Origin of the sequence: Photobacterium rosenbergii (assembly GCF_003026455.1) — a bacterium.
GTDB classification, from domain to species: Bacteria; Pseudomonadota; Gammaproteobacteria; order Enterobacterales; family Vibrionaceae; genus Photobacterium; species Photobacterium rosenbergii.
Genome location: NZ_PYMB01000001.1, coordinates 1,226,783 through 1,246,772, shown reverse-complemented (window position 1 = coordinate 1,246,772; position 19,990 = coordinate 1,226,783). Strand labels below are relative to the sequence as shown.

The following is a 19,990-nucleotide window of genomic DNA, read 5'->3' as shown; positions in this document are numbered from 1 at the left end:
TTGACATAACACCTCTATATTGATTTCATCGCCACAATTACGATTATTTACTAAGGCCTTAGAAAAGGTTTTTCTGTGAGAGGGAGTCATCTGGAATTTACTCAAAACTTTGTCATGTGCGCTCCGTGGGTTTGACGGTATATAACCTGATAAAGTTCTGTGTGCAATTTTTGATTGGTGTCACCACAAAAAAGGGTTATACATTCTTTTCTTTTTTTGTTAATTGATATTGACTTACATTTTTCTCAATAATTTTGTTTCTTGAAATGTGTTTCTGTCGGTGGCTTTTCACAGCATCTGTAAGTTCTTTTCTTGTATACCAATATTCATTTTTTTCCAAAATGCATTTTAAGGCATTCGATAAATACACAATTGTTTGATTTTCGTAAAGTGCTCCACAAAACCCATTTTCAATCCAAAATACAGATGATAGTAGGCAAGTTTTGTCTATGTTGATAACAAGCCAAGCGTTATTGTTAACTGAAGTGTCTATCTCAGTGATTTCCTGTGTCGGTATAGCTCTGTAATCAACGAGCAATATATTATTTTTCATATTATTTACCGACGATAAGTCACTTGTCACATAAAATTGGCTGTTTTTGGGATAGAGGTCAGTGATAATATTTTTAATAATTGAAGCTTTTTGTAAATCATTGCTTATTAAACAGAACAGGTATTTCCTTAACGTTGACATAAGTTCCCCTATCCGTTTTTTACCCACTTATGGGTCTAGTATTATATGGCTAGTGAATAAATATCTATATCATTTACAAAGTGATTTTTGATAATGATATATAGTGACTTTAATATGTTTAAGCTTTGCTCTAGATCATACTTTTATATCCTTTCTTATGAAGATATCATCAATAGACTCTGTTGTTATAAAAATTGCATAAGATAGTTTGGTATTGTCATTTAATATGAAAATCTATTCCGAGTAAAATATATCATGTATTTATTATAATTGTGATTTGGCTTCACATATTTACATGAATAAATACTAGTATTTAATATGAAGTATCACTTTCTAAAACAGGGATGATTATTATGAATATATTTAGAATTAGTCTTGCGACTTTGCTGATTATTACTTTTTTTTCTAATGCTGCTTATAATGATGATACAAGTGGATTTCGCAAAAATAAACCAAGCTCTGAGCGTTTTCATCAGACTCTTGATGAGCACGAAAAGCTTCACCTCATTTTTATGCGTGAAGAAGAGAAACTTGCTCGTGATGTTTACATCAAGCTAAGCATGCTCTATCCAAATTCAAATGTTTTCGGAAAAATTGCTGCTTCAGAAAGTCGCCATACTTGTAAAGTATGCGATACTTTAAAACGATTCAGTATCGAGGACCCCATTGTAAATGATAATGTTGGTGTTTTCTCAAGCAAAGAGTTTGGTGATTATTTTACTGAGAAGTATCATGAGCTTACTAATATTGGGGTTTCAAGTGAGTTAGATGCTTTGTATGTAGGGGCCCTGATTGAAGAGTTTGATATGATAGATATTAAGACTTGCCCTGAAGTAATGATTGAAAGAATAGATTCAATTAAAAACTCAAGTGACTGCGGGTTAGTTTATACAAATAATCGAGTCATCAATTCATTATATGAAAATCTAATCGATGGCTCTGAAAATCACTTAAGGGCATTTGTAAGTAAAATTGAAAACTACATAGGAGAAGGAGCGTACCAAGCACAGGTTGCCTCTCAGGAAGACGTTGATACAATACTCGGTCGGTAGTTATAAGTAAATTATATTTGTATTAAATAAAAACCTCATTTTGGGGTTTTTATTTTTTATGAGCAGGTGTTTGCTAATCTAGAAAGTAAGAACACTAGATTGAATAGAATATGTAATCCAATCGGAACAAGTATAGTAGCGTAACGCTCTTTAAAAAAACCTAAGACAAGAGATGGCAATAGTATTAATGATACAAGCCATGCTGGCTGGTATATGATATGAAAGCCTGCAAAAAGGACAGAAGTGATGAAGTTTGCTTTGCTCACGCCATAATGAACTTCATTTAGGCCGCTTAGTTTTAACAGTTCCTCTTGAATCGTTCCTCTAAATGCCACCTCTTCAAGCACTGGATAAATCAATAGTATATTGAACCAGGCTATTGTATTTCTGTGCTTAGCGGTGATTATATTACACGGAAACAGAGACCAAAAAACGTATCCTATGACAACACTAAGACAAATGGTTGTCAGCAGTGTTCTGTCATCAAGCACCTGTTTTAGGCTAACTCTAATTTGATATGAACTCATACTGAGGGCTTCATATAGGCCTTACATTTAGATCAAACAAGAGCCTTATAGGCTCTTGTTTGATATGTTACTTTCTTCAATGTTTGTTTTGTTTACGACGAAGGATTAACCCTATTATCGAAACAGATAGTAGAAGTGGCAGTGTTGGATCTAATGGAGCATTAGGATCTCCAATAGTACAGCCACCACCCGAAGAACTTATATTTTCGCTATCCGGTGCTGGCTCATCGTCAAAAGGTTCGTCCACTCTTACTGTAACTACACCATTATTTGAAACAACCCCATCTTCTTCTACAACATATGTGAACTGCTCAATCCCGCTGAAACCATCGGCTGGAGTGAATACTATATCCATGTCTTCATTGATATATGCTTCACCATTTGCTGGCATATTGTTAATTCTCAAGCGCAACATATGCTGTTTATCAGGGTTGTACTTATCATTAGCAAGTACATCAATGCTTACTGATGTCTCTTGCATGGTCATAACGTTATCGTTAAAGACAACTGGTGCGCCGAGAACCACTTCTGGGTTCACAACAACGCGAACAGAGGCTAGGTTTGAAGAGGAATCACCCACACTGATTTGATATTTGAACACTTCATTGCCAGTAAAGTAATCAGCAGGGGTGTAAGTCATAATCTTTTCATTACTGATTTCAACTTTACCGTTGATAGGTTCATCTACGATAACTATTTCAGTATCTGAAGGTACAACAGTTACTCCATTTATCATGTCATTCATTAGAGCATCGATTTCTACCGAGGTTTGCTCGTCAGTCGTCACGTAATCATTGAACGCAATAAGTTTATCTTCTACCGTTGCGTATATAGACAGCTCTGGAGCAGGAGTGCCTCCATTCACGCCTCCATCTACCCATTCCGGAGATACACTACCAGGCACGCCGAGGACATCATCGATTGATCTAGCCGTTACACGCAGTGTCAGCGATTCAAAAATAGGCTGGCTTTGCTCATCAAGTAGCTTTTCGCCAATGTGTATAAAGATATCAGTATTCAGCCCTGCTAGGTCATCGCTTGGAATCACTGCGTAGCGGATTAATTCATCGGGATCCTCACCGGGGATATCTAGTCCCAAGGGTTTATCCGCCCACGCCGTGAGTTGTTCCGGTGGGATGATTGCAAAATTATCCCCAAGAGTCTCTGGGTCACCATCAAGGCCCGTACGCCCTGAACGCCAGTTGTGCCCATCCCAGATAGCGACAACGCCTTCAGATTCTGCATCAATATCATTTACCAGCCAGTAACCGATTACACTTGGTACTTGGTTATTCGGAAGCATATAACCAAGCATATCGTAAGGAAGATTTGCATCATGAGTATCATTAACACTAAAGAAATTCTGGCTAAGCGAGCCAATAATTCCGTTTTCCAACGATAAACCACTGTCAATATTTTGTGCTTTCCAATGAGCATCTACGGTGTAAACCGGCTTCATAAATCCTGCGGCATTATGATCTAAAAAACCTGGAGAAAATCGAGGTCGTACACCATCATCGAACAATTTAGGAGCGAATGTCGCAAATCGTTCTGTTTTCCAAACGTCAACATCAGGTGCAGAGCCAGTACGTCCATCAAAAAACTCACGAGGCACTGAAGATTGCATCTCAAAGCCCACGCCATGTTCTTCAAAGTTTAATGCTTCAAATTGATCTCCAACCCCAGTGCCTAACTCGAATTTATAACTGAGTACCCGTTTGTCTGTATCATTTCGGACTTTTTGGATAACTCGGTAGAGGCGACCAACACCATAGTTTTCTCTAAATTGTTCAATCGTATTTTCTTTGTCGGAGGATCCACCATTTGAACTGGAATCATCTTCACTATTGGTTGAATCTATTAACCCTTTATAGCGGATATCTTTTACACCGAGGTCAAAAACTAAATCAACAGGTGTTTCAGTTTTGGTTAACTGCAGAAATACTCGTTTTGAACTACCTTGTGGATCGTTACAGGCTTTTGAGACGATCGTATCTGGAAAACTGGGGTGCTCCATCTCTCCTGAAGCCATAATGCAGTTATGGTACTTGTAATCCAGATTGTCATTCAGAACTTGCAGTCCTGGCGCACGACCACTGCCATTATCTAACTCCCAAGTGATGTATCCGACACTGTGTGTACCCCATTCTTCATCATCATTTTCAGCAGCTTCTGCATCCTCCACTGAGCTGTAAATGTAGGTTTTGGCTGTGGCTCCGGTAAAACCGTCAACGGTATCGTCAACGGTGAAAACATTATCCATATTCCAATTCGACAGGATTGGCGCTGGTACGTCTAAGTACAGGTTTGGGGTGGGGTCTTTAGCAATACTAAATCCGGTGACTAGCATGGAACTGATAAGAAATACTGCCAATCTTTTTAGTTTAAATTTACCTCTGGGTCGGTCGTTCTCCATGGTATAACTCCTTGCTTCTGCAATATACAAATGTCAGTTCAGTTTGGTTACTCGCTTTTTCAAAAGCAGTTCGCCACGCTATAACTGGCAGCAAAGAAAGTGATTTGAATTGGTTTATGCCATCAGGGGCTTGTTATGGCATGGGTATATTAACCGCTCGACTTTAATTAATAGTATTTAGAAATACTTGTTCTTCATTCGCACACTATTCTTTGGATTTAGTGTTATGGATTTGCGGTCTGATTTTCTATGTCATTGAGAGGGGGATATTCAGGGATGGAATATGGGAGAGTGTTGCTATAGTAATTTGTGCTCTAGTTCATATTCCTACGAACTAGAGCTTGGGCAACTCGATATGACACACAGGTCATTTAGTAATGATGATTACGCTTAGCCACCAAGGTGAACTTGTAATCCGATGACTTGAAGTAGTTTCGGCTATATTCGAAAACCGTGCCATCAACCAAGTAGCCCCGGGTGATTTTCTCGATAATAGGCTGGTCAGCCGGGATACTGAGCTGATTGACGACCTCTTGCGGCGGCAGTACAGGGATGATTTCCTGCTCGCTGCGGTCAATAACCATTTTCTTGGTTCCCTCGATGAACTCGTACTTCGAGCCTTGCATCACTTCATAGGTAAGATCCGGGAATAGCGAAAGGGGCATCCAGGTCTCTTCAAGGGTTACTGGGTTCTCGTCAATAAAGCGGACACGCTTAACGTAAAAGATCCGGTCTTCTTGATTGATCTCTAAAGCCTCGGCAATCGCAGGGGCAGGGGTAGTGATTTCGAACGCAAGGATCTCACTGTGGGTTTTGACATCAAGATGGCTCAGCTTTTCATAGAAGCTTGAGTACTCGTACATGTCGTAGTTGACCTTGTTCTCTTTCACATAGGTCCCACTTCCTTGGATGCTTTCCAGCACATTTTGCTCTACGAGTAGTTTTAAGGCTTGGCGAACCGTCACCCGGCTCACGGAGAAGGCTTCTCGTAGTTGTGCTTCAGTCGGCAAGGCCTCACCCGGCTTATATTCACCGGATTGGATCTTCTCCTTTATTGCGTCAGCGATCTGACGATACATAGGAAGGCGTGCCACATCGTTCTCCTCTGGAAGGCAAGTTTCTTAATTACCGCTTATAGTTGCTTGATTAGGGCTTCAAGTTAGCCCTAAACGCTTATAGTTAGCTAATGCCTGTATTTTACCTGTATTTACCGCGTCATTCAAAGTTGTCATATACAAGCTGAACCTAAATTTAATACAACAATAATACCTATTTGTAAGGTTGTGTGAATGAGATCACAGAACACATCGTCAGAATACGTATCATATTTGTATTAATACAACTAAGGGCGATACACGCCCACCTGGATGACGGTACAGAGGACGACGATGAAACTGACTACCCTTACCAATAAGTCGCTGATTTCAATCCAAACGACATTTGAAAGTCGTGAAGCAGCGATCCATGCTCTGGCAGACAAACTGGATCAACAAGGCAAATTGCATGATAAGCAAGCTTACCTTGATGCTGTTTTTGCCCGTGAAGAGCAAGGCCCTACAGCGCTAGGTGAAGGCCTAGCTGTCCCACACGGCAAGACTGACGCGGTTAAAGAAGCCGGTTTTGCAGTTGCGACACTAAAACAAGATCTTAAATGGAAAGGCATTGATGAAGACGAAGATGAAGATGTAAACCTTGTCTTCCTGATTGCCATCCCAAATGCTGAAGCCGGTTCAACCCACATGCATTTGTTGACCGAGCTAACTACAACGCTGGTTGATGATGATGTTCGTGAAGCGGTTCTCAAAGCACAAAGTGCGGAAGAACTGATGACTCTTCTTGATGGTGCAGGAGAAGAGGAAGAACAAGACAACATTAATACAAATGAAAACAACCCAACTATCGTTTGTGTTACAGCTTGTCCTGCAGGTATTGCCCACACTTATATGGCGGCGGAATATCTTGAGAAAGCCGGCAAGAAAATGGGCATCAATGTCCACGTCGAGAAGCAAGGCGCCAATGGTATCGAGGGCCGTTTAACGGCTGAACAGCTTAACAAAGCTGATGCTGTTGTCTTTGCTGCTGAAGTGGCGATTAAAGAAATCGAGCGCTTCAATGGTATCCCTCGTGTAGAAACACCTGTAGCCGAGCCAATCCGTCATGCTGAGCGTATCTTGAATGATGCGATGGAAGCGGCGAAGCAGGGTACAAGTGAAGAGCGCGTTGCTGCTACGCAAGACAAACCGAAGAAAGTCCCATTCAAGACCGAGCTTAAGCAAGCATTGCTAAGCGGTATCTCTTTTGCAGTTCCTCTTATTGTTGCGGGTGGTACGGTTCTCGCGGTTGCCGTTTTGATTGCGCAGATTTTTGACCTGCAAGAACTCTACGCAACAGAAAACTCCTGGCTATATATGTACCGCAAACTCGGTGGTGGCCTGCTAGGCACCCTGATGGTACCGGTACTTGCGGCATACACCGCATATTCCCTAGCCGATAAACCGGCATTGGGCCCAGGTTTTGCTGCCGGCCTTGCTGCAAACATGATTGGCTCTGGTTTCCTTGGTGGTGTTGTCGGTGGTTTGCTTGCCGGTTACGTAATGCGCTGGGTGAAAGAGAACGTTCGCCTTAGCCCTGCGTTCAATGGCTTCCTGACATTCTACCTATACCCTGTGATCGGTACGCTGGTTGTTGGTAGCTTGATGCTGTTTGTTATCGGTAAGCCGGTAGCCATGCTGAACCAAGGTCTGACTGATTGGCTAAATGGCCTATCTGGCTCTAACGCACTACTGCTTGGCGCAATCATCGGTATCTTCGTATCGTTCGACTTGGGTGGCCCGGTAAACAAGGCGGCTTACGCCTTCTGCCTTGGTGCAATGGCTAACGGTGTATACGGTCCTTACGCAATCTTCGGTTCGGTGAAGATGGTATCTGCCTTTACAGTAACGGCTTCTACCATGATGGCACCACGCCTATTCAAAGACTTCGAAATCGAAACGGGTAAGTCGACTTGGCTACTTGGCCTAGCGGGTATCACTGAAGGTGCTATTCCAATGGCGATTGAAGACCCAATCCGTGTTATCGGCTCATTCCTTGCGGGCTCAATGGTAACAGGTGCCATCGTAGGTGCGGCGGGTATCGGTCTATCGACTCCGGGTGCAGGTATCTTCTCAATGTTCCTACTTCACGATGCGGGTATCGGTAGCTTCATGGCTGCGGGTATCTGGTTGGGTGCCGCGCTTATTGGTGCTGCTATCTCTACCGTGATGCTAGTGAGCTGGAGGGCGCATGCGACAAAAAAGGGCACATTTAAAGTGACCGCTGACGCTTAATCCCCAACTAACGAATCACGTCACATTATTGACAACACTCTAAATCATCGGGTGCAGGGAATCTGCGCCCGACATTAAAGAAAGATTATCAGGTACATTATTATGGCTACTTCCCGCGTTCATATTACTCCTCACATGCACTGGGACCGTGAATGGTATTTCACTACAGAAGAATCACGAATTCTGCTAGTAAACAACATGGAAGAAATCCTGACTCGCCTTGAGTCAGATCCTGAATACAAATTCTATGTACTTGATGGCCAGACTGCAGTTCTGGAAGATTACTTCGCTATCATGCCTGAAAACGAAGAGCGCGTACGCAAACAAGTACAAGCGGGCAAACTTATTATCGGTCCATGGTACTCACAAACTGACACCATGCAGGTTGCGGGTGAATCTATCGTTCGTAACATGATGTACGGCATCCGTGACTGCATGAACTTTGGCGAAGCCATGAAAATTGGTTACTTGCCAGACTCTTTCTCGATGAGCTCACAACTGCCAATGATCTACAACGGCTTTGGCATTGACCGCGCGATGTTCTGGCGTGGTTGTTCTGAGCGTCACGGCACCAACAAAACTGAATTTGTGTGGCAGAGTAACGACGGCAGCGAAGTGACTGCACAGGTACTTCCGCTGGGTTACGCAATTGGTAAATACCTACCACAAGACGAAGAAGGTCTACGTGCTCGTCTGGACAAATACTTCCCAGTATTGGAAAAACCATCGGTAACTAAAGATATCCTGCTTCCTAACGGCCATGACCAAATGCCGATCCAGAAAGATATCTTTGAGGTGATGGACAACCTGCGCGAAATCTACCCAGACCGCGAATTCAAGATGAGCCGCTTTGAAGAAGTCTTTGAGCGTATCGAAGAAGTTCGTGACCAGCTTGATACTGTAAAAGGCGAGTTCAACGACGGTAAATACATGCGTGTTCACCGTACGATTTCTTCAACCCGCATGGATATCAAACTGATCCACGCTGAAGTAGAAAACAAGATCGTAAACATCCTAGAGCCGTTGGCATCGATTGCCTGGACACTGGGCTTTGATTACCACCACGGTCTGATTGAGAAAATGTGGAAAGAGAGCATGAAGAACCATGCCCACGACTCAATTGGCTGCTGCTGCTCGGATAAAGTACATGCCGAGATCCTAAACCGTTACATCCTTGCCGATGACATGGCGACTAACCTGATCAACTTCTACAAACGTAAGATTGTTGACCACATGCCAGCCCGTGAAGGTTGTGACAAGCTTGCGATGTTCAACCTATCGCCATACGACCGTGAGGAAGTGGTTAACACGACCATCACTATTCGTGCGCAAGAGTTCAAGATTTTCGATGAGCACGGCCATGAAGTCGAGTACTACATCCAAGATCAGCGTGTGATTGATCCAGGTAAGATTGACCGCCAGATCGTTCACTACGGAAACTACGACCCATTCGTAGAATACGATATTCAAATCAAGCACATCGTACCGGCAATGGGCTTTACCACGCTTCACATCGAAGGTAATACTAAAGGTAAAGTGAAGGTTGCCGAGCAGAAAGATTACCTGATGGAGAATGAGTTCTACCGTATCAATGTTAATGACAACGGTACGCTAACCATCTTCGACAAGGAAACTGAACAAACCTTCGATCAGGTGCTTCGCCTGGAAGATGGCTCTGATGACGGTGACGAATACGACTACTCACCATCTCGTAAAGAGTGGCTGCTTTACTCTGATGAGTTCAAGGTTGAAACCAACATCAGACATGAAGGTTTCCAGTCAGTTGCAAGCATCAAGCTACGTATGGATGTGCCTGACAACCTGCAAGCCCGTGAAGAGCGAACTAACCAAGATGGTTATGTGGATGTTGATTGCCAAGTAGTACTAAAAGCCGGCTCTCGCCGTATTGAAGTACGTATGGAGCTGGACAACCAAGCCGACGATCACCGTGTACGTGTGTTGGTACCAACCCCGTTCGTGTCTGAGACTGTAGTAGCCGATAACCAATTTGGTTTGATCACCCGTCCAGTTAACGACCCAGAAATGGCAAACTGGGAAAAAGACGGTTGGAAAGAAGCGCCAGTACCTGTTTACCAGCTGATGAACTTTGCAGCGCTGGAGAGTGGTCAAGCAGGTATGGCTATCATGAGCAACGGCCTACGTGAGTTTGAGGTAATTTCTTCTAAAGGCAACGAAGAAAAAGATACCTTCGCGTTAACGCTGCTTCGCGGTGTGGGTGTATTGGGTAAAGAAGAACTTCTTCTGCGTCCTGGCCGTCCATCGGGTATCAAGATCCCAACGCCTGATTCACAGGTGCGCGGTAAGATCGTGTGTAACTTTACCTTGAGTGGCTTTGCGGGCAACCATATTGAAGCCAATGTCATGGCTATGGCACGTGACAATGTGACGCCTATCCAGTGCTACAACAAGATCCCATACAATGCGATGAAGCTAAATGTGGGTGAGCAGGATCAGCCGCTGACTTTCTCGCTACTAGAGAAAGGCACACAAGGTGCAGTACTGAGCGTACTGAAGAAGGCGGAAGATGAGAATGCGCTAATCGTGCGTGTTTACAACCCGTCTGAGACAGAGACCATTACCGATGGTATCCGCTTTAGCCGTCCTATCACAGAGTGGGTAGAAACCCGTATGGACGAAGTAGTGCTGGAAGAGCAAGGCTATGAAGCCGGTCAGTTCGGCGAACTACGTCCTTGTCAGGCTAAGACGTTCCGAGTGCGTTTCTAATCTCAAGCAATACCCTGACAGGGCGTGATGAACCCTGTCAGAGCCTGAGAATTAGTTGTTTTTCTACGTGGAATATTTCCAACTTTCTGCCGGGCTTGCCCGGCAGCTTTTTATCCGGATAACGATGATATGTATAAGCTAGGTAATGTAATTCAAAACTATGCATGGGGCAGCAAAACCGCGATGACGGCCTTGTTCGGCATCACTAACCCAGATGACCAGCCACAAGCAGAGCTTTGGATGGGGGCTCACCCAAATGGCTGCTCTCGCATTGTTTGTGAGGGCGAAAGCCAGCTACTTTCAGACGTGATTGAACAGTCACCTGAAACCGTACTGGGTCGTTATACCCACGATAAATTTGGCGAACTGCCATATTTGGTGAAAGTCCTATCTGCGGCGAAGCCATTATCTATTCAGGTACACCCGAAAAAATCAGCCGCCGAAGAAGGTTTCCATCGGGAGAACCTTGCCGGTATCCCGCTTAATGCCGCCGAGCGTAACTACAAAGATCCCAACCATAAACCTGAGATGGTTTATGCCCTGACCAACTACAAGGCAATGAACGGCTTCCGCGTAATTAACGAGATGGTAGAGCTGTTTGAGCAAGCCAATTGCCCAACGTTGGCAGAAGATGTTCAGGCGCTAAAAGCCAACCCAACGCCTATCCAACTATCAGCTTTCTTCCGTGAAGTGATCTCTCTTACCGGTGATAAAAAGCAGGCTGCTATTGCTGAGCTAATGGAAAATATCGGCTCAAAAGGCTTATCGACCGATGCAAAAGCTATTTTTGAGTTGATTGCTGGCTTTGCTACAGAGTACCCAAATGATGTTGGTCTGTTTGCTCCTTTGATGCTCAATGTGATTGAGCTAGAAGCTGGCGAGGCCATGTACCTTGATGCCGAAACACCACATGCCTACCTAGAAGGCACGGGTATTGAAGTTATGGCAAGTTCGGATAACGTATTGCGCGCAGGTTTGACGCCAAAGTTCATGGATGTTGAGGAACTGCTGAAAAATACCCGTTTCGAACCGATTCCAGCCCAGCACCTAAGGCTGAAAGGGCAGGTAAAAGACAACAAGGTTTGCTACAACGTCCCGGTTGACGATTTCAAAGTAGAGGTAATTACCTTGACCGACAAACCGCAGACCGAGTTTGTCCGCAGTGCCGAAATCATTATGTGCCTGCAAGGTAAGTTGACATTGGAAAGCGAAGGCGAGGAGATTAGCCTAGTTGCAGGCGAGTCTGCCTTTATTCCTTACAGTAGTCGTCAGTACAGTTACAAGGGTATGGGTAAAGCGGTTAGGACGTTTAACTAATAATTAGAGGCCCTGCATGCAGGGCTTCTTTTAGCACTCATGAGTGTTCCTAACAAAGTCTGTACGAAGGTTTGACTCTTTTCCGGCGTTTATTCCTATATAACAGTTGGTTTGGAGTGCTTTGTTGTAGTCCTCTAAACTAACGGAGCCTGTTTTACCGGAGTAAGAGTTAGGCAATATTATCAGTTGCTCTGCTTTTTCGAACTCAACTAATTTGAATCCATCTACATCCATTGCTTTAATTATGTTAGTTATTTTGGGAGAAATAGAACCGTATTTTATTTTTACCTTAGCTTCACCAACTTCGATTTCAGTAGCAGACTCGAAGTCTTTCCCTTCTATATTAGCTTTGCCTTCTATAATTTCTTCTGAAGTCTTATAGGTTGCTATGAAACCTTCAAGTGATGCTTTTCTTGCATCTGATTGTAGGTTTAAAAATCTTGGTGCTGCTGTTATTGATAATATACCTAATATAACGATCACAACAACCAACTCTATTAGAGTGAAGCCTTTAACATTTCTCATCTTTTGCACTGGTCGTCAAATTAATGACGTAAATATACATTTTTTTGCTTGTATGTATACAGTGTTTTATTAATTTTGTGATTAGTTTGGTGTGACTTATTTGTTGTGGCAATGCTTAATGGTGTATTTATTGAACTTTTTAACAGTATCTTTGGTGAAATTTGACCATGCTATGAGGGGGAAAATTGTTTTTAAATTAAGTGTTTGGGTAAAATTATGTGATGCGTATTTAGACGCATGGTTTTTGGGTGAGATATTACGCACAGGGAAGCTATCCTTCATCTATGATGTTTTCAATGAACAGAAATAAATAACAGATGCTATACAACATGAAAGACATCATCTTAACCCCAGAGCAAGTCACTCAGGTACGCCAAGAGTTTAAGGCCAAGGTTCAAGTCGACACCAAAGAGCCTTTTATGGGGCTCACGCCTGATCAGCTCGACTATATGGCAGGGGTAGGCTTCGCATTGGTGATTGGTATGCTAATGCTGGCGCTATCGTTTGAGTGTGTGCGTTCGTTAACGCAAAAGTCTTAGGTCTTTAACCCCGAAAGCCAGCATACTTTCGTACGCTGGCTTAATTCTTTCTTATCTTGGTTAAAACTACCGATTGTTAATTTGAAGCTACACTCGCTATCGCTTCACCATTAGCTGGTACTTCGATAACCACGTAGCTTAGCTTGACGCCATTGACCTCTTTCATTTGAGCCGTCATTGCCGTTCCGTTAACCGTAATACTGTCATGCTCACCGTAGAAGCGCGCTTCCCACTCAAGAGGCTTTTCAGACGTATTGGCCAAGCTGGTTTCTGTTAACCCTTCATGGCGAATGGCCAGTTCGTGAGCACCCATAGGTAAGTAATCAACTTCCAACCATTCTACGTCTTGCGGTAGGTGGGAAGCGGTAACCACGCGGTTTTCAGGTGCATTAGGCTCAATACCCATTAGACCTTCAATGGTGTTGGATATGAAGGTGAAGGAAATTTCAGGGTAATCACCATTGGTGCCTTGGGTTGGGCGTTCATGGGGCAGATCCTTCTTGTTGATGATGTAGTTCATCCATTTCCAAGCTTCCTCGTTTTGGTTGTATGGGAAGTAGGTTTCCGGAATATAGGTATAGGCTTCGATATTGTGCGGCGCTTCAGGGGTTGAGCCAATGCCCTCACCCAAGTTAGCTGAAATGAAGTCGAGGTATTTGTTGTTGCGCTCACCTGGCTCAGTAATGAGTTTCATCGGCATGAACCAGCTGTTTTCCTTACCGAAATCGTTCAGACGCAGGCCATCTTTCTGGATGATATTGACGTAATTATCCATTGGATTAGCCGGATCTTTAATGCTCCATTCTTCGTTGAAGAAGCGTTTGAGTTCGACGGCTTTTTCTTGCCATTCGTCAGCAAGAGCATCTTCGCCACGGGCACGGAGCATTTCAGCATATGCGACTGTCGCTTGGTATTGCGAGCCAATGCCATCACCCGCTTCGATTGGGAACTCCCCGCGCTCGTTGTAAGTAGCGGAGCCTTCGAAGATCCCGCCATAGCCTTCGGCTATGCCGTTTGGCTCCTGATCATCATGCAGGGCAATATAGTCAGTCAATACTTTGGTGTAGAACTGCCAAAGATCAGGATCGTAGATATAGCGATCATCACCAGTCCAGCGGTATTGTTCGAGGGCTTTTTCGACAAACTCGAACTGGGCCGGGACTTCACGGACGAAGTAATCGTCATGGTGGTAATCAATTGTGTGTGGTGTGCCGTCGAAGTTAATCGCCCATAAGGTGTACCATTTGCGCGGCTCGGTTGAGTGGCGGGCAAACGTCTGGAACATTGAAAGGTTTTCAGCGCCTAAACCGGCTAGCCAACCCCCGCTTGCTTGGTGAAGAAAATCTCGTGAATAGAAGGCGGTACGGTCGAAATACCCTGCCCAGTAAGAGGGGATATAGTCTGCGGTGCCACTACCGTCGTTGTTGTTTTCATCTCGGTTAACGAGGCCGCTTTGCCCGGTCATGACAAACTGCTTGGTCTTATCAATGGCCCAATTAAAGGAATCTTCCAGTGCTGCGTTAGATGAAGCGATAGTGACTTCTTTCTCACTTTCAATGGCGGTGACTGTCCACTTTTCTGCTTTGCCTTTTTCATTGATCACATGCACAGATACTGGCTTGGTGAAGTCAACAATATCACCTTGTCGTATGCTGGTTTGGCTCTCTGGGGAAGCCTGTAAGTTGCTGATAGTTAGATGGCTAAGATCAGTGGCATAAGGCACCGTAAACTTAATACGTTGCTTATTGCGATTGATAGTTGTTGTACCGGATTGCTCAGCCACATTGAATTGGATGATTTGATTGAAGGTCGGCAGTTTATCTTTTTTCGATTTGGTCAGCGTGACATTATCAATGCTAACTGCACTTTTGTCTGATCCCGAGAAAAATACCGATATGATCTCACCTTGTTCCAGAGCGATATTTTTGATTTTGTTAAGAGAATATTGTTTATTAGCCCCAACCTGTCTTGATAGCAGCACCTCTCCGCCCAAGTTCTTTAAGCCAAACTGGCCGCCTTGCTTGTCGTTCTTGATGAAAGCTGACAAATCATAATAAGCCGTTTCCGGTACGGTAATGACTTGGCTGATGTGGTGATCGGCACCAATCGCAATACGGCCACGGTAGGTGCCTTCGTAAGCGCCATCACTGCGAATATTTGAAAACCAATAACTCCAGCCAAGGCCTTTATCTTCAAAGCCTGTGTTATGAATGATATTGCCTTCACTAGCGTTAGCAACACTGCCTAATAGGATACCTGAAAGTACTACTGCCAAAGCGGTGGGTTTCATATTGACCTCATGTCTTGTAGTTGTCGTTTTGTTCACGTTGGCAGTTATCTTGGCATGGCGGTTCGGCTGAAATCGTCACGATTAATCACTCAGGTATCCCATATCCTAAGATCGTGTGAGCGGGTTAACGGAAGCGGGAAGGAGTATACTGTAGGCATCCTTGCTTTTGATTTACTGACTTATGCTTGGTGTTTTGAACACGTTCTCCCTTTGTTCTTAAGCTTGATGTGCTCATGCAAACTGTATTTTTTGTTGCTAATGAAGTTTTTGCATCGAATGCCTGTTGTTGTGATGGCGGTGCACTGGACTAAACCACCAGTTTTTAACCACTCGATGTAGTCTATGTATCTTTCCTTGTAGTAATAAACGATCAAGTCTTTTGGGTGATTTAAATAATATGATAACTGCTCAAAATCTAATTCTATGGTATCTGAGGCACTCATCGGGTTTTGAATATGCACTTCAAAGCAAGGTTTATCAAAGTCATCAAAGGTCACCTTATGGATTTTAAGGTGTGGATTATCAAAGTTGATGGTCAGCAGTGACTGAATGTTAGTGATGGAATCTTTGATTGATTCTTCAAATTGTTTGTTAAACATGTAGGTGTAGCTCTTCTTGAATTTCCGCTATTCTCCTATATCTGAAGAAAAGAGCTAATTGATTCAGCCTATTGCTCTAATTAGCCATATCTACTACCTAAATAGTATACGAAGTAAATCTATCGTTTTGTATATAGAAAGTATATAGACTGCTTAATGTATCCTTGGTTTTTATAAGTAGCGGAAATGCTTAATTAATTAATATTTCGTATGTATAGGAAGGGGGTTATAAGTAGGAATTGATGGTTTGAGTACAATATTTTAGCTATTTTCGCTAGTGTGAATTTTTATTTACAGTTACATTTTTTACATTGGTTATTTAGTGTTGGTTGATTTAGAAAACACTGTATTATTACGCCGCTTTCAAATAACAACGTATAGGTTTAATTATGAAAAAGTTAGCAATTTCTCTTGGTCTGGCACTATCAAGCACAGTTGTAGTAGCTGATGAAACAACAATTTATAAGGAAGAAACATAACGTGAATATTATGCCATGATGGGCGTAGGTATTAATGGTGATAATTCACGATCAGCATTGCTTACCGTTGGCGCGGAGATTTATAAAGAGTGGTCGCTTGAATCGTCAATGGTTTTCTTCACCGAAGATTACAAATCTGAAGATGGTAATGGCGGAAAAGTAAAAACTGATTCTGATGTATTCTTTTTCACACTAGCACCCGTATATACATACTCTTTAACTCAAAATTTTGATGTATACGGTAAAGCTGGTTTACAAATTCGCCGCGCAAATACAAAAACGGTTTTTTCGGGTGGTGACCTGAAAAAAGATCAGAAGCACACTGGTACAGGTAGTGATATTGGCTACACATACGGTTTTGGTATTCAATATACAACAACACAGCCTATTTTTGCTGATTCACGTCTGCGTGTTCGTGCTGGTGCTGACTGGCATAAAGGTTTCAACGGTAATGATGGTGTAGGTACAACTGATAAGCCTGTCTTTGGCTTCCAAGCTGGCTTAACATTCTAATTTAATGCTGAGTGACTCAGATTTATGGCTACTGTTAATATTTCATACCATTATTAGGTTTAGCCTAAGCAGTATTATATTTATATTTAAGTCGATAAAGAATATGATTGCTAATAGATGTTGAAGCAATAACTAGCTGTAGAATTGTTAATTTTCAATAAAATCAAACCCGTTTGTTTAGCGGGTTTTTAGTAAATTATTATAATTTGGATGAAAAGATTAAAGAAAATCATAATCGAATCACATGCATTCAGAGTTGATTAAACGGATACATTGAGCGCCCTAAGTTTTGAAAAGAAAAGACACCCAGTATAGTACCTGCATTTTTTCATTAACTTCTATTAATGCAGGTTTCTCTGACTCTTCGTCATCGTCTTCAATATCGTTATTTGATACACATGCAGTTATGTTTAGCGCGAGAAAAAATATTAATATTTTTTTCATTAGTGAATAAAATGGCGCATTATTTTTACCATATGCTTGTACAACAAAATTATTCATACTGATTATTCAAATTGCCCCCAGTTCATCAATGATTCACCAGCAATGCTGTAGCTTGCATCTATTCTAGAACGTAATTTTAACCAGAGTCTGTAATAAAGGATTCTATTTCATCGCACCTGTTGTAACTAGTGCTGAAAACAAATATTGCACGATCTTTTTGTAAGGCTTTGCAGCTGAATAATCAGCTCGTCGTATATCAATTGTCTATGCAAAGTTTGAATTACTACTGTGTTGTTCTGCTACTGTGATAGGTGATAGCTACAAATTTATAAATGACTTAACCAAAGTCGTCGGTATCGAGATGTAAAGCTTAGAAAAGAAAAAGCCCGCTAAGCTTGGCTTAGCGGGCTAGGAATTAACTAAAGCGGGATATTACAGCGTAGAGATGTAGTGCAGTACTACATTCTTAACGAACTTCTGGTTGTCCGTTGCTGTTGAAGGGTCGTATTTGCCGCCGTTGGTTAGGTTGTTCGACAGGATACGAATACCTAGGAAAGGAATGCCGTAAGCTTCAGCCATCATCGCAGCTGATGCGGTTTCCATTTCTTCTACGCTAGAGCCGAAGTGCTTGTTCAGCCAGTTCATGCGATCGATTTCGTTGTTCCAGAAGTTAGCAGAACCAATAGTACCTTCAACAACCTTACCGCGTTTGTGCGTTTCTTTTACTGCGTGTGCAGAAGCCAGTAGTTCTGGGTTACCTTCGTAGTAACGGACTTTTTCGGCATCAACAGCATCGTCGCCTTCTCCTGCACTACCTTCAGATGCCATCACATCCATAGGGATCCAGTTCATTGGGTTTGAACCTTCGCCTTCAGCCAGAACCGGAGTCTTGAAGTTGCCGGCATTAAATGAACGCTTACCAAGTACGATATCGCCGACATTCAGAGATTTGTCGTGACCACCAGATGTACCCTGGTTGATGATGGCACGTGGCTTATAACGCTCGATTGCAATCGCAGTTGCCGCTGCAGTGTTCTCTACACCCTTGCTGGTTTTGGTTACAACAATTGGGTAGTCGTTCAGCGTACCAATGTAGAAGGTAAAGTTGCCGCTGTGTTCAATGCGAACATCTTTCAGTAAATCTGCGAAGTACTCCGCTTCGATTGGCATTGGACCCTGAATCAGGATTGGCTGCTTAGGGGCAGTGTTAGCCGGAACAGTAACGCTCTTTACGGTAGAAGCTGTTGCAACGGTGGAAAGGAGTAGTGCTCCGATAACGAAAAACACTTTTTTGGTTTGCGATAGCATGGGGTGATCCTTGTATTTAGCTTAAGCGCTTAATGCGTGCGGCACGGAATATACCTCGCGCAATCGTTTGCGTCACTAGTGGTGATTGTAACTAAATGTTTCAATAGGAAATAAAGCACTAATAAATAAGCATTAACATGAATGAATTAGAGTGTTAGCAATGGAAAGAAATAAGTTACATAAATAGAGGTTATCGTTCTGTGCCGAATGAAAAGGGAGCCAACTAACTTAAGTTGGCTCCCTTTTGCGTTCTGGAGATTAGATAGGGACTAAACCGTTAACTGACTACCGCTTGGGTCTTAGTGGCGTTACCGAGGGTGATGGTGTCGTAGTCCCTGAGTAGGTAAAGTGCCAAGCAAGCTGCAAGCATTGGCCAGGCAGCAAAGAACAACAGGTTGTTCATTGGATCCAGGTATTTGGCGAATGAAGAAAGGGTTGAGACCAAGTGCAGTATTAAAATGGCAAGATAGGTTTTGTTGCGCCACAGACCCAGTAGAAATGCGAATAGGAAAACCATTTGTAGCAGGCCGAGAGCAATCATTACTGAAGGTGATAGGTTAATGCCGTAGAATCCAGAGAATACATTGACAGCATGCTCGGTCGCGATAATTTTATCTAGACCCCACATAAAGAAGACTAGAAAGATACCTAGCCGTAGTGTTAATAGGCTAATGGATAAGTTTTTTTGTAATTGCACTGGCATGTTTATTACATCCTTGGTTGCTAGATTTAAATAGGTAAGGGGGTTATAAATTTTCGATATGGAACTTAATTAGGTTTTGTGGAGTGTCATACTCAATATTTGTAGGCTGGCTGATCGCCCTTGTAATACTTAATGATGATGCTTTCTCTCCGGATGAAGATAAATGCTGCTCCAAAATACCAACATCGTAGAGTGTGTCTTTTGTGCTTAACACTATGTTTGATGGCGCGTTTTTATCGTTGGTAGTAGAGATGTGGTGCTGAAGCAAAGACGCCATGCTCAGCGGGCTAAAAGTGATCGCAGTACCGAGGATAGCGCTGATAAAAAAGGGCTTTTTCATTTAAATTCCTAGAGTCATAAAGTATCGAATTGGACGTCCTGACCATAAAGACCCCCATACCAATTAGATTATTTCCTTCCCAATAAAAAATTTTCAATAGATAAAATGAAAGTAAATTAATGCATCTAATCCTTATTTGTTTTGTGGGAAATAAGCTAGGAATATCCAGGCCC

Annotated in this window: 16 protein-coding genes; 6 read left to right on the top strand and 10 right to left on the bottom strand. The window is 42.8% G+C overall.

Going from position 1 to position 19,990, the window contains the following annotated elements; genetic code table 11:
• Positions 1-196 precede the first annotated feature (196 nt).
• On the bottom strand, positions 197-694 hold the full coding sequence (locus C9J01_RS05890; protein ID WP_107297151.1) for a hypothetical protein: 498 nt from the start codon (positions 692-694) through the stop codon (positions 197-199).
• 353 nt (positions 695-1,047) lie between these two features.
• Here C9J01_RS05890 and C9J01_RS05885 point away from each other — a divergent pair, with 353 nt between their 5' ends.
• Complete coding sequence (locus tag C9J01_RS05885) at positions 1,048-1,746, top strand: DUF2202 domain-containing protein (protein WP_107297150.1); 699 nt, start codon at positions 1,048-1,050, stop codon at positions 1,744-1,746.
• A 56-nt stretch (positions 1,747-1,802) separates the two neighbouring features.
• On the opposite strand, the gene mrtJ is transcribed toward C9J01_RS05885, so the two are convergent.
• The 3 genes from mrtJ to C9J01_RS05870 all read right to left on the bottom strand — a co-directional run bounded on the left by mrtJ (position 1,803) and on the right by C9J01_RS05870 (position 5,783).
• Complete coding sequence (mrtJ, locus tag C9J01_RS05880; RefSeq protein WP_107297149.1) at positions 1,803-2,273, bottom strand: JDVT-CTERM system glutamic-type intramembrane protease MrtJ; 471 nt, start codon at positions 2,271-2,273, stop codon at positions 1,803-1,805.
• 76 nt (positions 2,274-2,349) lie between these two features.
• A complete protein-coding gene (locus C9J01_RS05875; protein WP_107297148.1) occupies positions 2,350-4,689 on the bottom strand; it encodes a choice-of-anchor F family protein in 2,340 nt (779 codons plus the stop codon).
• Positions 4,690-5,060: 371 nt separating this feature from the next.
• Positions 5,061-5,783, bottom strand: coding sequence for a GntR family transcriptional regulator (locus tag C9J01_RS05870; protein ID WP_187462560.1), 723 nt, complete (start codon positions 5,781-5,783; stop codon positions 5,061-5,063).
• A 294-nt stretch (positions 5,784-6,077) separates the two neighbouring features.
• Between C9J01_RS05870 and mngA the strand changes: the two genes are divergently transcribed.
• The 3 genes from mngA (at position 6,078) to manA (ending at position 12,077) form a co-directional block, all read left to right on the top strand.
• Entirely contained in the window at positions 6,078-8,015 is a 1,938-nt protein-coding gene (mngA, locus tag C9J01_RS05865; RefSeq protein ID WP_107297146.1) for a PTS 2-O-a-mannosyl-D-glycerate transporter subunit IIABC, read from the top strand.
• A gap of 102 nt (positions 8,016-8,117) precedes the next feature.
• On the top strand, positions 8,118-10,760 hold the full coding sequence (gene mngB, locus C9J01_RS05860) for a mannosylglycerate hydrolase (RefSeq protein WP_107297145.1): 2,643 nt from the start codon (positions 8,118-8,120) through the stop codon (positions 10,758-10,760).
• Between the two features lie 129 nt (positions 10,761-10,889).
• Positions 10,890-12,077 (top strand): mannose-6-phosphate isomerase, class I, encoded by a 1,188-nt coding sequence (manA, locus tag C9J01_RS05855; protein WP_107297144.1) that lies wholly within the window; start codon positions 10,890-10,892, stop codon positions 12,075-12,077.
• Between the two features lie 30 nt (positions 12,078-12,107).
• Here manA and C9J01_RS29995 read toward each other — a convergent pair whose 3' ends face one another.
• Entirely contained in the window at positions 12,108-12,602 is a 495-nt protein-coding gene (locus tag C9J01_RS29995) for a type II secretion system protein (protein WP_272898708.1), read from the bottom strand.
• Between the two features lie 329 nt (positions 12,603-12,931).
• Between C9J01_RS29995 and C9J01_RS05840 the strand changes: the two genes are divergently transcribed.
• Entirely contained in the window at positions 12,932-13,141 is a 210-nt protein-coding gene (locus tag C9J01_RS05840; RefSeq protein WP_146157059.1) for a hypothetical protein, read from the top strand.
• A gap of 76 nt (positions 13,142-13,217) precedes the next feature.
• Here C9J01_RS05840 and C9J01_RS05835 read toward each other — a convergent pair whose 3' ends face one another.
• Positions 13,218-15,431 (bottom strand): glucosidase family protein, encoded by a 2,214-nt coding sequence (locus tag C9J01_RS05835; RefSeq protein ID WP_107297141.1) that lies wholly within the window; start codon positions 15,429-15,431, stop codon positions 13,218-13,220.
• Between the two features lie 179 nt (positions 15,432-15,610).
• Complete coding sequence (locus tag C9J01_RS05830) at positions 15,611-16,030, bottom strand: hypothetical protein (protein WP_107297140.1); 420 nt, start codon at positions 16,028-16,030, stop codon at positions 15,611-15,613.
• A gap of 494 nt (positions 16,031-16,524) precedes the next feature.
• Here C9J01_RS05830 and C9J01_RS05825 point away from each other — a divergent pair, with 494 nt between their 5' ends.
• Positions 16,525-17,022 (top strand): outer membrane protein, encoded by a 498-nt coding sequence (locus C9J01_RS05825; protein ID WP_107297139.1) that lies wholly within the window; start codon positions 16,525-16,527, stop codon positions 17,020-17,022.
• A gap of 876 nt (positions 17,023-17,898) precedes the next feature.
• Here the strand turns inward: C9J01_RS05825 and C9J01_RS05815 are convergent.
• The 3 genes from C9J01_RS05815 to C9J01_RS05805 form a co-directional block, all read right to left on the bottom strand.
• A complete protein-coding gene (locus tag C9J01_RS05815) occupies positions 17,899-18,774 on the bottom strand; it encodes a 5'-methylthioadenosine/S-adenosylhomocysteine nucleosidase (protein ID WP_107297137.1) in 876 nt (291 codons plus the stop codon).
• 277 nt (positions 18,775-19,051) lie between these two features.
• Positions 19,052-19,477, bottom strand: coding sequence for a hypothetical protein (locus C9J01_RS05810; RefSeq protein ID WP_107297136.1), 426 nt, complete (start codon positions 19,475-19,477; stop codon positions 19,052-19,054).
• 43 nt (positions 19,478-19,520) lie between these two features.
• The gene (locus tag C9J01_RS05805) at positions 19,521-19,817 is read right to left on the bottom strand and encodes a hypothetical protein (RefSeq protein ID WP_107297135.1); all 297 of its coding nucleotides are present in this window, start codon (positions 19,815-19,817) and stop codon (positions 19,521-19,523) included.
• Positions 19,818-19,990: the final 173 nt, after the last annotated feature.